Origin of the sequence: Pseudomonas sp. SJZ131 (genome assembly GCF_007828705.1) — a bacterium.
GTDB classification, from domain to species: domain Bacteria; phylum Pseudomonadota; class Gammaproteobacteria; order Pseudomonadales; family Pseudomonadaceae; genus Aquipseudomonas; species Aquipseudomonas prosekii.
In genome coordinates this window covers 1,476,999-1,489,308 of the sequence record NZ_VIVC01000001.1, presented here as the reverse complement: position 1 = coordinate 1,489,308, position 12,310 = coordinate 1,476,999, and the positions used below count along the sequence as shown (strand labels likewise).

At 61.5% G+C, this 12,310-nt stretch carries 13 protein-coding genes; 9 read left to right on the top strand and 4 right to left on the bottom strand.

Annotated elements, in window-relative coordinates:
* Positions 1 to 477 precede the first annotated feature (477 nt).
* On the top strand, positions 478 to 1,401 hold the full coding sequence (locus FBY12_RS06530) for a LysR substrate-binding domain-containing protein (RefSeq protein ID WP_121732010.1): 924 nt from the start codon (positions 478 to 480) through the stop codon (positions 1,399 to 1,401).
* An 11-nt stretch (positions 1,402 to 1,412) separates the two neighbouring features.
* Here the strand turns inward: FBY12_RS06530 and FBY12_RS06525 are convergent, their stop codons facing one another.
* Positions 1,413 to 2,411: a LacI family DNA-binding transcriptional regulator gene (locus FBY12_RS06525; protein WP_145252145.1), complete on the bottom strand. Its 999-nt coding sequence runs from the start codon at positions 2,409 to 2,411 to the stop codon at positions 1,413 to 1,415.
* 196 nt (positions 2,412 to 2,607) lie between these two features.
* Between FBY12_RS06525 and FBY12_RS06520 the strand changes: the two genes are divergently transcribed.
* The 3 genes from FBY12_RS06520 to FBY12_RS06510 are packed head-to-tail and all read left to right on the top strand — an operon-like array spanning position 2,608 to position 6,175.
* Complete coding sequence (locus FBY12_RS06520) at positions 2,608 to 3,786, top strand: Gfo/Idh/MocA family protein (protein WP_145252143.1); 1,179 nt, start codon at positions 2,608 to 2,610, stop codon at positions 3,784 to 3,786.
* On the top strand, positions 3,783 to 4,886 hold the full coding sequence (locus FBY12_RS06515; protein WP_145252141.1) for a sugar phosphate isomerase/epimerase: 1,104 nt from the start codon (positions 3,783 to 3,785) through the stop codon (positions 4,884 to 4,886). The genes FBY12_RS06520 and FBY12_RS06515 overlap by 4 nt, the downstream gene beginning before the upstream one ends.
* A 59-nt stretch (positions 4,887 to 4,945) precedes the next feature.
* Complete coding sequence (locus tag FBY12_RS06510) at positions 4,946 to 6,175, top strand: nucleoside permease (protein ID WP_145252139.1); 1,230 nt, start codon at positions 4,946 to 4,948, stop codon at positions 6,173 to 6,175.
* A gap of 13 nt (positions 6,176 to 6,188) precedes the next feature.
* Here the strand turns inward: FBY12_RS06510 and FBY12_RS06505 are convergent, their stop codons facing one another.
* Both FBY12_RS06505 and FBY12_RS06500 read right to left on the bottom strand, forming a co-directional pair.
* Complete coding sequence (locus FBY12_RS06505) at positions 6,189 to 6,566, bottom strand: hypothetical protein (RefSeq protein WP_145252137.1); 378 nt, start codon at positions 6,564 to 6,566, stop codon at positions 6,189 to 6,191.
* Positions 6,567 to 6,650: 84 nt separating this feature from the next.
* Positions 6,651 to 7,583: a DMT family transporter gene (locus FBY12_RS06500; protein WP_145252135.1), complete on the bottom strand. Its 933-nt coding sequence runs from the start codon at positions 7,581 to 7,583 to the stop codon at positions 6,651 to 6,653.
* A gap of 74 nt (positions 7,584 to 7,657) precedes the next feature.
* Between FBY12_RS06500 and FBY12_RS06495 the strand changes: the two genes are divergently transcribed.
* The 4 genes from FBY12_RS06495 (at position 7,658) to FBY12_RS06480 (ending at position 10,649) form a co-directional block, all read left to right on the top strand.
* On the top strand, positions 7,658 to 8,512 hold the full coding sequence (locus tag FBY12_RS06495) for a LysR family transcriptional regulator (protein WP_145252133.1): 855 nt from the start codon (positions 7,658 to 7,660) through the stop codon (positions 8,510 to 8,512).
* A gap of 87 nt (positions 8,513 to 8,599) precedes the next feature.
* Positions 8,600 to 9,631, top strand: a complete 1,032-nt coding sequence (locus FBY12_RS06490) for a chemotaxis protein CheB (RefSeq protein WP_145252132.1) — start codon at positions 8,600 to 8,602, stop codon at positions 9,629 to 9,631.
* Between the two features lie 83 nt (positions 9,632 to 9,714).
* A complete protein-coding gene (locus FBY12_RS06485) occupies positions 9,715 to 10,401 on the top strand; it encodes a glycosyltransferase family 2 protein (RefSeq protein WP_109503770.1) in 687 nt (228 codons plus the stop codon).
* Between the two features lie 35 nt (positions 10,402 to 10,436).
* Positions 10,437 to 10,649, top strand: a complete 213-nt coding sequence (locus FBY12_RS06480; RefSeq protein WP_371927389.1) for a hypothetical protein — start codon at positions 10,437 to 10,439, stop codon at positions 10,647 to 10,649.
* Between the two features lie 3 nt (positions 10,650 to 10,652).
* Here FBY12_RS06480 and FBY12_RS06475 read toward each other — a convergent pair whose 3' ends face one another.
* The gene (locus FBY12_RS06475; RefSeq protein WP_092280394.1) at positions 10,653 to 10,889 is read right to left on the bottom strand and encodes a hypothetical protein; all 237 of its coding nucleotides are present in this window, start codon (positions 10,887 to 10,889) and stop codon (positions 10,653 to 10,655) included.
* A 302-nt stretch (positions 10,890 to 11,191) separates the two neighbouring features.
* Between FBY12_RS06475 and FBY12_RS06470 the strand changes: the two genes are divergently transcribed.
* Positions 11,192 to 12,289, top strand: coding sequence for a catalase family protein (locus tag FBY12_RS06470; RefSeq protein WP_145252130.1), 1,098 nt, complete (start codon positions 11,192 to 11,194; stop codon positions 12,287 to 12,289).
* The last annotated feature ends 21 nt before the right edge of the window (positions 12,290 to 12,310 follow it).

Here is a 12,310-nt window from a genome sequence, read left to right as displayed (position 1 = left end):
GCGATACGAGCAGCGCACTTGGGCGCCGCGACGTTGCTGGCTCGACGGGTTGAATGAATTAACGCAGGCAGGCAAACCCGTCGATGATCGGGTCATTCGGGGCAGACGTAGCGGGGGGATGAGCGCTGAAGGCCGACAGTGTGCGGCGGGCGTGACGCGCACGCTCCAGGTCGGGAGAGACGTTGCAAAACATGGCGAAAGCCCTCGTATCTTATTCTTGTAGTGAGTCGGTCACGCTAAGCGCCGACGTTGCAAGCAAACTACCGCACAGTGGCCGAGGGTATAAGCCGGGTGCCGGGCCTAACTGATATAGCGAAATTTTATAGCTCGGCGCACCGCCGCAGCCGGCATGCGTCTGGCGCTGCGACGTGCAAGCAAAGCCTGATGGGAGCGAGACGCCTGGCCGGACAAATGCGTTTACACTCACCGAACCTTTCGCCGCATGTCGCGCCGAGCATTATTTCGACTGGTTTGGGAATGGATGTCGTCCAACTGAAAACCCTGATTCACGTGGCCGAACTCGGCAGCCTCAGCAAGGCTTCCGACCGATTGCACATCGCACAACCGGCGCTCAGTCGGCAGATCAGGTTGCTCGAAAAAGAGCTCGGCACCTACTTGTTCGACCGCCATGGCCGAGGCATGGAAATTACCGATGCCGGGCGCGAAGTACTGGCGCATGCCACGCGCATCATGGAAGAAATGGAGTCGATCCGCAGTTCGGTGGTGGGCGGGAAATCATCCTTTCGCGGCTCGGTGGTGATCGGCACCACGCCGACCGTGGCGCAAATTGTCACCGTGCCACTGGTGCGCAAAATCAAGCAAGCACACCCCGACCTCGCCATCCGCTTTTCCTCGGCGTTCAGCGGTTACTTGCTGGACTGGGTGCAGCGCGGCGAACTTGAGTTGGCGATTTCCTACGATCCACAGCCGCTGCACACATTGCGAATTTTGCCGGTGATGATGGAAAACCTGCTGCTGGTGGGCCCCGCCAGCGCTCATTTGCGCATCGATACGCCGGTGTCCTTCGCATCGCTGGCGGAGCAAGCGTTGGTGCTGCCGAGCGCGCGCCACAGTTTGCGGGTGATCCTCGATGATTGCGCGCGCGAAGTCGGGATCAAACTCAAGACCAGCGTCGAGGCGGATTCTTTCGGCGCGATGATCGATCTGGTCCGCAGCGGTTTTGGCCTCACTGCGCTGCCGCTGGCATCGATCTACGCGCACATTGAATCCGGGGTGTTATCGGCGGCGCCGCTGGTCGATCCGATCCCGATGCGCAAACTGGTCCAGGTATTTCCCGCCGACCGCCGGGTCAGCCCGGCAGCGAAGTTTGTCGGCGAGGCGTTCATCGAGATCGCCGCCGACCTGGTCAGCCGCAACATCTGGGCCGGGCATATGCTCTGAGCAACCAGAGACTAACGCGCCCGCGCCGTACTCGCGCGCAACGTCACCTCGAACGGCAATACCACGTGCCGCTGCGCAATCGGGGTTTTCTCGATCAGCGCGATCAGCATTTCCACGGCTTTCTCGCCGAAGACTTCGGCGGGTTGGGTGATGGTGGTCAGCGGCGGGTCGCAGTAAGCGGCGAATGGGATGTCGTCGAAGCCGACCAGTGAAACGTCTTCGGGCACGCGCAAGCCTTGTTGTTTGATCTGCTTCAGCGCGCCGATGGCCATTTCATCGTTTTCGCAGAACAGCGCGGTAGGGCGCTCGGGCAATCGCAACATCGCCGCCGCGCCGTCGTCGCCGGCCTGCAAACTGAAGTCGCCGTGGCAGATCAGTTCGGGGTCGCACGCGAGTCCGGCGTCGCGCAATGCATCCTGGTAACCGGCGACGCGCTCGCGGGTCAGCGGGCTGCTTTTCGGGCCTTTGATCAGGCCGATGCGCCGGTGTCCGAGGCTGATCAGGTGTTCGGTCATGGCTTTCGCGGCGGCGCGGTTGTCGAGGCTGATGGTCGGGTGGCGGCCGTCCTGAATCACTTCGCAGGCGTTGACGATCGGCGGCAGTTCGGCGTCGGGCGCGGACGCTTCGAATGGGTCGTAGGCGCGCAACTGGATCACGCCGTCGGCCTGGTGCGCGTACACCAGCGCGGCGAATTCACGTTCTATTTCTTCACGGCCCTGGGTGTCGCACAGCAGCAACCGATAGCCCGCCGCTTGCGCCGCTTGTTGCGCGCCGCTGATGACCCGGGCGAAGAACACGTTGGCAATCGCCGGCACCAGAATCACCAGGTTGCCGGTGCGCCGTGAACGAAATTGCACTGCCATCAAGTTCGGTCGGTAGCCGGCCTTCGCCACGGCGGCGTTGACCTTGTCCCGCGTGTCGGGCAGCACGCGCTCGGGCGATTTCAGGGTTCGCGACACCGTGGCCACCGAAACCCCGGCCAGTCGGGCTACTTCACGGATATTGGACAAGCTCACCTCGATTTCGAACAGCGCGGCCGGCGAGCTTACCGCAGGTCGGCGTTGCGCTGAAATGTGCGGGTTTTTTAGCCCCGGGGGTTTGACACCTTGGCGAACTCAGCCTAAATTTCCGCCACGATGTAACCGGTTACATCATAGCCAGTTACCAGTCGCTTTCAACCGAGCGCCGCAAAAGAGAACTAACGCGATGAACCTGCCAGCAGCAAAAATACGAATGGGTTTTGTCGGCGGCGGCGAGGGCGCTTTCATCGCCCAGGCGCACCGTCAGGCGGCCGGGCTCGATGGCCGTTTCGAGCTGGTGTGCGGAGCCTTCAGCCGCAACCCGCAAAACACCCAGGACACCGGCGCGGCGCTCGGTTTGCCGGCATCGCGCTGCTACAGCGACTGGCAGCACATGCTCGCCACCGAGCGCACGCTGCCCGAAGCACAGCGCATGCAACTGGTGGTCATCGTCACGCCCAACCACCTGCACGCCCCCGTTGCCAGCCAAGCGTTGAGCGCCGGTTTTCACGTGTTCAGCGAAAAACCGGCGGCGCTGAATCTGGCCGAGCTGCTTGCGTTGAAAGACGTGGTGCTGCGCAGCAATCGCCTGTATGGGCTGGCCCACACGTACCTCGGTTACCCGATGGTCTGGGAGGCGCGCGAGATGGTCCGCAGCGGCGTGATCGGCGCGCTGCGCAAGGTGATCGTCGAATACCCGCAAGGCTGGCTCAGCGCCGATGTGGCCGGGCAGGGCAACAAGCAAGCCGAATGGCGCGACAACCCTGAATTGTCGGGATTGGGCGGCTGCATTGGCGACATCGGCACGCACGCGTTTTCCCTCGCCGAATTTGTCGCCGACCAACCGATCCAGCAGTTGTGCGCGATGTTGGGCGTGCACATCGCCGGTCGGCAACTGGATGACGACGCCTCCATGCTGTTCAAAATGGCCGACGGCGCCAGCGGCGTGTTGATCGCCAGCCAAGTCTGCGCCGGTGAGGAAAACCCGCTGAAGATTCGCCTCTACGGCGACAAGGGTGGCCTCGAATGGCGTCAGGAAGAGCCCGCCAGCCTGATCCATCGCGCCCTCGATCAACCCATGCGCGTGTTGCGTTCCGGCGTCGGCCAGCCGTGGTTATGCGCCGCTGCGACCCAGCGCATGCGCCTGCCGGCCGGCCACCCCGAAGGCTATCTCGAAGCCATGGCCAACCTTTACGGCGACCTCGCGAATGCGATCCGTGGCCACGCCCAAGGGCAAACCAGCGGCCACGATGCGCCCGGCGTGCCGGGCATCGAAGTCGGCCTGCGCGGCATGGCGTTCATCGAAACGGTGATCGCCAACCATCGCGGCGACGCCAAGTGGACCGAGCTGGTCTGCACCCCATGACTCTGGAGAATCCTGCCGTGAACGACATCGCCAAAACCCCGACCGGCCTGCGCGGCCCGGGGATTTTCCTCGCGCAATTCATGTCCGCCGAGGCGCCGTTCGACAGCTTGGCGAACATCGCCCAGTGGGCCGCGTCGCAAGGCTACAAAGCGATTCAACTGCCGACCTTGGGCACGCAATTCATCGACCTGGCGCGCGCGGCAGACAGTCAGGATTACTGCGATGAGCTGAAGGCGATTTGCGCGCAGGCAGGCGTCGAAATCAGTGAGCTGTCGACCCACTTGCAAGGCCAGTTGGTCGCCGTGCACCCGGCGTTCGACACGCTGTTCGACGACTTCGCCCCGGCGCATCTGCGCGGTCAACCGCAGGCGCGCACCGAGTGGGCGGTCGAGCAACTGAAGCTTGCCGCGCGTGCCAGTCAACGCTTGGGGTTGACCGCACACGCGACGTTTTCCGGGGCGCTGCTGTGGCCGTACATCTACCCATGGCCGCAACGGCCGAGCGGTTTGGTCGAGCAGGGTTTTGCCGAACTGGCCAAGCGCTGGTTGCCGATCCTCGACTGTTTTGCCGAGGCCGGCGTGGATCTTTGCTACGAAATTCACCCTGGCGAAGACCTGCACGACGGCGCGTCGTTCGAGCGTTTTCTCGACGCGGTCAATCATCATCCGCGCGCGGCGATCCTCTATGACCCGAGCCATTTGCTGCTGCAGCAAATGGACTATCTGGGCTTCATCGACCGTTACCACGAGCGGATTCGCATGTTCCACGTCAAGGACGCCGAGTTCCGCCCTGACGCGCGCTCCGGGGTCTACGGCGGTTATCAGGGTTGGGTCGAGCGGCCGGGCCGGTTCCGTTCGCTGGGCGATGGCCAGATCGATTTCAAATCGATTTTCAGCAAACTCACCCAATACGATTTCAGCGGCTGGGCAGTGCTGGAGTGGGAGTGTTGCCTCAAGGATTCGGCACAGGGCGCGGCCGAAGGTGCCGCGTTCATTCAGCGGCACATGATCAGCAAAACGCAGAAGGCCTTTGACGATTTCGCCAGTGTCTCGGCCGATGACGCGTCCAACCGCCGTTTGCTGGGGTTGCCCGACGCCTGAAAACTGCCTGAAAAAAGCTTCTTATCTGCAGAAAAACAAAAATAAAAAAGGTGACTGGAATGACGACGATGACCGCGCGACTGAGCGCAATGATGTTCCTGCAGTTTTTCATCTGGGGTGGCTGGTTTGTCACCCTCGGCACGTTCCTCGCCAGCAATCTTGGCGCCAGTGGCGGGCAGATCGGCATGGCGTTTTCGACGCAGTCGTGGGGGGCGATCATCGCGCCGTTTGTGATTGGGTTGATCGCCGACCGGTTCTTCAACGCCGAGCGCATTCTCGCGGTGCTGCACCTGATCGGCGCCGTGTTGCTGTATCAGCTCTATCGCGCGGCGGATTTCGCCACGTTTTACCCGTACGTGCTGGCCTACATGATGATCTACATGCCGACGTTGGCCTTGGTCAACTCGGTGGCGTTCCGGCAGATGAGCGACCCGGCGCTGGAGTTCTCGCGCATCCGCGTCTGGGGCACGATCGGCTGGATTGTCGCGGGCGTGGTCATCAGTTTTGTGTTCGCCTGGGATTCGCAAGCGGCGATTTCCAGCGGCGGCTTGCGCAACACCTTTTTGATGGCGGCGATAGCCTCACTGCTGCTCGGGCTCTACAGCTTCACGCTGCCGCGCACCGCGCCGCTGAAGGCTGAGGCGGGCGGCGGTCTCAAGCAAATGCTCGGTCTGGATGCCTTGGGGTTGTTGAAGGATCGCAGCTACCTGGTGTTCTTCATTGCCTCGATTCTGATCTGCATTCCGCTGGCGTTTTATTACCAGAATGCCAACCCGTTTCTCGCCGAAATCGGCGTGACCAACCCCACGGCAAAAATGGCCATCGGGCAGGTCTCCGAAGTGCTGTTCATGCTGTTGCTGCCGCTGTTCATCCACCGTTTCGGAATCAAGATCGCGCTGTTGGTGGGCATGTTCGCGTGGGCGTTGCGCTATGTGCTGTTCGCCTACGGCAACAACGGCGACCTGGCGTTCATGCTGTTCACCGGCATCGCGCTGCACGGCATCTGCTACGACTTTTTCTTTGTTTCCGGGCAGATCTACACCGACGCGAAAGCGCCGGAACGCTTCAGAAGTTCGGCGCAAGGCTTGATTACTCTGGCGACTTACGGCTTGGGCATGTTGATCGGTTTCTGGGTCGCCGGGCAGGTCACCGACCATTACGCTGCGGCCAGCAGCCACGACTGGAAAAGCATCTGGCTGTTCCCGGCAGGTTTTGCGCTGGTGATTTTTCTGTGTTTTTCGCTGGCGTTCAAAGGTCGGCAACCAGCGGCGGTGCAACCGACGGTTTGACGGCGTTCACCGGCTAACGACCGACCAATGGATAGTGCCTGATACGGCACGGATAGCTGTTGCCGTCGCCCTTGCAGATACCGTCCAGATAACGGTAGTCGATCTGCACGGATTGGCCTTTTTTCGGCCAATGGCGGCGCGGCAGGGTCGATTGATAGTCTTTGGTTTCCGGGGTGAAGGTCAGGTTTGCATTTGCTTCAGGGCAGTCCGCTGTCGCTTGTTTCGAACTGACTTTCACCACCCGTGCTTGCAGTTGTGGGTAAGGCTGTTTGACCACTTCGGTGATCAGCACCTTCAGGCTGCAAATCTGCCATGTCGAGGCGTGTGCGGGTGCGCTCATTGCTGCCAATGCCGACAGGGCAAATACGTAGCGCGCGGTGTGTTTGATCATGATTGCCCTGGCCCGTAAGGCTGACGTTGAACAGCAAGTCGAACAGAAAGTCAGCGCAGCTTAGTGGATTTGTTTGATGTTCTCTCAGGGTTTTTGCTGATTCTCCGAGCGCACCACCAGCCAGATCCCGACCGCAGAAACCGCCATGCCCAGCGCCATTTGCCACGACAGCGGTTCATCGAACATCGCCCAGGCCCAGAGCATGGTGACGGGCGGGCTCAGGTACAAAATGCTCGCGACGCGGGTGGCGCTGGCGCGGCGCAGGCAGATCCAATAGAGCCCGTAACCGCCAATGGTCGACAGCCCGACGGTCCACAAAACGCTCAAGGCAAAGCCGCTGCTGGGGATCGGCGCGAGGCTGCCGTGCCAACCCTCGATGACGCCGAACGCAACGCTCGACACACAACATTGCAGCCACAGGTTGGGCAGCAGACCCATCGATGCCGCGACCGGCAAATGCTTCTGCCACAGCGTCGCCACCGCCAGCGACAACATGCCCAGCAGCGGCAAGCCATACGCCCACAACGGCGCCTCGCCCCACGCCAGCGCGCCATGCGTGACCAGCACCACGCCGAGCAGACCGACGAACAATCCCGCCCAGACTTGCCACACCAGACGTTGGCGCAGCACCAGCGCGGCGAGCAGCGCCATGCCCATCGGCAGCAAATCAGCGAACAACGCGGCGAGGCCGGCCGGTACACCCAGCGCAATCCCTTGAATCACGCCGTACAGATAACCGCTCATCGCCAGCAAGCCGATACCGGCGTTTTTCAGCAATGTAACCGGTGAGGTTCGGCGCAGCTGTCGGGCGACGAAGGGCAACAGGATCAGCGTGACCACCACGCAGCGCCAGAACACCACCAACAGCGCCGGCGCGTAATCAATCGAGAAGCGCGCGCCGACAAATCCCGAGCTCCACGTCAGGATCAACGCCGCTTCGAGCAGGGGCAGGGGGATCGCCTGACGCCAGTCAGTCGCGGATTTTGTTTTGCAGACAATCGGTAGGGGCTGGTTCATTGCCACAGGCTACGAAAGCTGGCTAATCTAATAAATCAAAATATAGTGCAGCAGTTCTTCACAAAGAGTGAACCATGACAGCCATCCTCGATATCGACCTGCTGCGCACCTTTCACGCCGTGGCGCGCATTGGCAAGTTCAGCGCGGCGGCCGAGCAATTGCACAAAAGTCCGGCGGCGGTGAGCGTGCACATTCAGCGCCTGGAGGCGGTGGCGGGGGGGCGCTTGCTCAATCGTGACAATCAATCGGTGTCGCTGACCGCGCTGGGCAAGCGTCTGCTGCAATCCACCACGGCGTTGCTCAGCACCCACGACCGCGTGCTTGCTGACCTGCACGGCAGCCATCTGGCCGGGCGCATCACTTTGGGCGTGCCCGATGAATATGCCGGCCACGTGATCCGCGACATCCTCCCGACCTTCATCGCGGCGTGGCCCAACGTGGTGCTGGAACTGAAAACCGCACCGAGCTACGCGCTGCGTGATCTGGTGCAGCGCGACAAATTGCACTGCGCGGTCATTGCGCAACCCAAGGGCCAGCTCGACGAACACACGCAATTACTGGTCGCGACCACGCCCGTCTGGGTCGGTCCGATCAACAACAATCTGGCCGCGCTGGAGCCGTTGCCGCTGGCCGTGCACGCCGCGCAATGCCCGTATCGGCAAGCGATGATCGAGTCGCTCAAGCACGACGGGCGACGGGCGCGGGTGGTGCTGGAAAGTCCGTCGAACCAGGCAGTCAAGGCCTGCGTCGAGGCCGGACTGGCGATCAGTTTGATCGACCGCGCGATGGTCACGGCGCACATGCAGATCCTCGACGGCTTGCCGCTGATCGCCGATCACGACGTGGTGTTCATGCGCTCGGCGGCGTCGCGCGACTACGAAGCAGTCAACCTGCTGGCTGAGGCGATGCAGCAATACTTTCGGCTGTAATCAGCCGTTTCCGGGCGCCGCTTCAGCAGCTGGAGCTAGAGTTAACGGATGACCAAGTGTGATGCACGAATTTGCAGGAGGGCGAAGATGCTGACTACTGAACTCGATACCGACGCGCGCAATATCGTCGTCATCGGCACCTCGGCCGGTGGTGTGCAGGCGTTGATCGCGCTGTTCGAAAACCTGCCCGCCGACTTGCCCGTGGCCTATCTGGTGGTGCTGCACATTCCGGCGCACGAGCCGAGCGTGCTGCACAGCATTCTTGGCCGGGTCACGACGATGCGCGTGGTCGCGGCGCAGGATGGCCAGCGGATCGAAGCGCGCACCGTGTACGTGGCCATCGCCGACCGGCATTTGATGTTGACCGAGGCCGGGATTCGCCTGACCCGTGGGCCGAAAGAGTGCCGCGCCCGGCCGGCGGTGGACGTGCTGTTTCGTTCGGCGGCGGTGAATTACGGGCCGCGCGTGATCGGCGTGATCCTCTCCGGCGCGCTCGACGACGGCACTGCCGGCCTGTGGGCAGTCAAGGATCGCGGCGGCCTGACGTATGTGCAGGAACCGGCCGAAGCGATGCTCGGCTCAATGCCCGAAAGCGCCATCGCCCACGTCGAAATCGACCTCGTCGGCAGCGTCGCAGTGCTCGCCAATGCCCTCGCCAGCGCCGTCGGCCAACCGATTGCCGGCCTGCCAAGCCATGCCGTGCGCGATCGGCATTTGATCGAGAACATCATTTCCCTCAAGGGCAACGGTCTGGAGGCCGGGGTGATGGGCCTGGGCAAGGTTTCGCAGTTCACCTGCCCGGATTGTCACGGTGTGCTGGTGCAGATCGAGGAAGGCCCGATCGTGCGATTTCGTTGCCACACCGGCCACGCCTTCTCGATGAAATCACTGATTTGCGAGGTCAACGCGGCCATCGATACCGGGCTGTGGGACACCTTGCGCGCGGTCGAAGAACGCATCCTGTTGCTCCGGCAAATGGCCGGTCTGGCGCGAACCTCAGGGGCCAGCGGCGATGCCGATGAATGCGTGCGCCAGGCCGATCTCGCCGAGCAACGCCTGAAACCGCTGCGCGATCTGGTGCTTGATCCAAAATTCTTCGGTCACGACGCCGAACAATAGCGACGCAAATTGTTTAAACCTTCTTCGAACGGCGAGTGTCGATAGCTGGAGACCGTCCACTTCGCCTGAACGAGGAGCCGTTTATGATCGGTGTTGTGATTCCTGCGCATAACGAAGAAAAACACATCACCGATTGCCTGCACTCCGTCCTGCGTGCCGCCGAGCATCCTGACCTGTGTGGCCAGCGCGTGGCGGTGCTGGTGGTCTTGGATACGTGTTCGGACGCCACCGCGCAACGGGTCGCAGCGCATAGCGTCGGGCAACTGGAAGTGACCTTTCAGAACGTTGGCCGCGCCCGCGCGACGGGCGCCCAGCAGTTGCTCAGCGCCGGCGCGCAATGGCTGGCATTCACCGATGCCGACACCGTGGTGCCGCACGATTGGCTGGCCCGACAGCTGGGTTTCAAGGCTGACGCGGTGTGCGGCACGGTCGAAGTTGATAGCTGGAACGATCACGGCGAATCGGTGCGCTCACGTTATCTGGAGCTCTACCAATTCGTCGAAAATCACCGGCACATCCACGGCGCCAACCTTGGGCTAAGCGCCGAAGCCTATCGAAACGCTGGCGGATTTCAGCACCTGGAGGCACACGAAGACGTTCACCTGGTGGCCGATCTTGAGCGAACTGGCGCGCGAATTGTCTGGACCGCAACCAACCCGGTCGTCACCAGCGCACGTCGCGATTTCAAATGCCGCGGCGGTTTTGGTGAGTATCTGGCCTCGCTCGGCGCTTCGCTTAATCCGTCGATGAATGCAGGCGCCGCGCCGTGAACATCGAACTGATCGACGCGTTGCAATGGCCGGCGATGGTGGTGACGGTGGTGTCGGCGTGGTTTGTCGGTTCGCAGCGCCCGCGGCGGCGCATGTTCGCGTTTTGGGGCTTTATCGCCAGCAATGCGTTGTGGGTTATCTGGGGGCTACATGCAGATGCTTACGCGCTGATCTTGCTGGAATGCGTGTTGCTGGGGATGAACGCGCGGGGTTTTCGCAAGAACTTGCTCGGCCATCGCGCGTCTTGATTTTCACTGTCCACGAAAGTTTTTCTTGCAGCCGCGCAGGTTCATCAAACACAGGCAAATCTGCAAAACGATCAGCGCATAGGCTTCGGCATAAAAGCCCCAAATGCTCCACAGAATATTGCTCAGGATGAAACAGAAGAACCCGGTCATTCGGCGTTTCGGGCGTTGCGAGCCGATCAACCACGCAGCCAGTACCGTCACCAGCATCGCCGGCCACTGCACCCAATCTAGATAGGCCAAGCTTGTTTGCTCCTTTAGCTGCATTTTTGAACCGATTGTTGCTCAGCCGATTGTTGCTCAACCGATTGTTGCTCAACCGATTGTTGCTAAAAAAGCAGACGCCGTGGCACGCGGAAAATTCAGATTGTCGGCAGTTAAGCCTTCGGGGCAAACCGCCGGTCCGCCGTTTGCGGCGATTTTTTGAACGTCCTGCCGTTGGTTTTGACAGATAAAAGTGAGCCCCTGAATTCAAATAAAAGTTTGTTGCTCTCCAGTCCACCGCGCGCAGACGCCATGGCTTGAGACACGATGAGGAGAGTGAGATGAACGACCTGCCGGCAGCACGTTTTGCGGTGAAACCCTTGCTCTTCGAGCCGTCCTTCGAACAGATCCCCGAAGACGAAGCGCAGACCAGTAAAGAGCTGGCTGAAGCGCTGCATTCCATCCTGGAAACCACCTACAAAGACAACGGCCACGCCACCCGCAGCGTGCACGCCAAGGCGCACGGCTTGCTGCGCGGGCACATCACGGTGCTGGATAATCTGCCGCCGGAACTGGCGCAAGGTGCGTTCGCCAAGCCACAGACGTTGCCGGTGGTCATGCGTTTTTCGACCAATCCGGGCGACATCCTCGACGACAAGGTTTCAACACCGCGAGGCTTGGCGCTGAAGATCATCGGCGTCGAGGGCCCGCGCCTGCCGGGCAGCGAAGGTGAGACCACGCAGGATCTGGTGATGCAAAACGCCAAGGCGTTCACTGCCGCGACCCCCAAGGCGTTTCTGAAAACCCTGAAGTTGCTGGCGAAAACCACTGACAAAGCACCGGGCATGAAAAAGGCCTTCTCGGCGCTGCTGCGGGGCGTGGAATCGACCATCGAAGCCATGGGCGGCGAGAGCGGCACGCTGAAAAGCCTCGGTGGCCATCCGCAAACCCACATCCTCGGCGAAACCTTCTACACCGTAGTGCCGACGCTCTACGGCGTGCATTACGCAAAATTGTCAGTGGTGCCGGTTGCGGCCAGTCTCACTGCGTTGACCGATCGTCACGTCGATTTCGGCGGCAACCCTGACGGCTTGCGCGAAGCGGTCATGGAGTATTTCGCGGTGAATGGCGGCACGTGGGAAGTGCGCGTGCAACTGGCCACCGACCTGGAAAAAATGCCCATCGAAGACGCTTCGGCGGTCTGGCCCGAAGAGCTCAGCCCTTACGTCACGGTCGCGCGCATTGAGGTGCCGGCCCAGGCCTCATGGGACACCGAAAAAGTCAGCCAGATCGATGACGCAATGGCCTTCAGTCCCTGGCATGGACTGGCGGCACATCGTCCATTGGGAGGCGTAATGCGCGTTCGTAAGCCATCCTATGAAATGTCCGCCGGATTTCGCGCGGAGCACAACGGCTGTCCCATCCGGGAGCCGCGTTAAGCCCCATCCGGGGGCTGCGTT

Coding starts and splice junctions, on each gene's coding strand:
- FBY12_RS06530 (WP_121732010.1), top strand. CDS start 478: ATGGATGTCGTCCAACTGAAAACCCTGATTCACGTGGCCGAACTCGGC.
- FBY12_RS06520 (WP_145252143.1), top strand. CDS start 2,608: ATGAACCTGCCAGCAGCAAAAATACGAATGGGTTTTGTCGGCGGCGGC.
- FBY12_RS06515 (WP_145252141.1), top strand. CDS start 3,783: ATGACTCTGGAGAATCCTGCCGTGAACGACATCGCCAAAACCCCGACC.
- FBY12_RS06510 (WP_145252139.1), top strand. CDS start 4,946: ATGACGACGATGACCGCGCGACTGAGCGCAATGATGTTCCTGCAGTTT.
- FBY12_RS06505 (WP_145252137.1), bottom strand. CDS start 6,566: ATGATCAAACACACCGCGCGCTACGTATTTGCCCTGTCGGCATTGGCA.
- FBY12_RS06500 (WP_145252135.1), bottom strand. CDS start 7,583: ATGAACCAGCCCCTACCGATTGTCTGCAAAACAAAATCCGCGACTGAC.
- FBY12_RS06495 (WP_145252133.1), top strand. CDS start 7,658: ATGACAGCCATCCTCGATATCGACCTGCTGCGCACCTTTCACGCCGTG.
- FBY12_RS06490 (WP_145252132.1), top strand. CDS start 8,600: ATGCTGACTACTGAACTCGATACCGACGCGCGCAATATCGTCGTCATC.
- FBY12_RS06485 (WP_109503770.1), top strand. CDS start 9,715: ATGATCGGTGTTGTGATTCCTGCGCATAACGAAGAAAAACACATCACC.
- FBY12_RS06480 (WP_371927389.1), top strand. CDS start 10,437: ATGGTGGTGACGGTGGTGTCGGCGTGGTTTGTCGGTTCGCAGCGCCCG.
- FBY12_RS06470 (WP_145252130.1), top strand. CDS start 11,192: ATGAACGACCTGCCGGCAGCACGTTTTGCGGTGAAACCCTTGCTCTTC.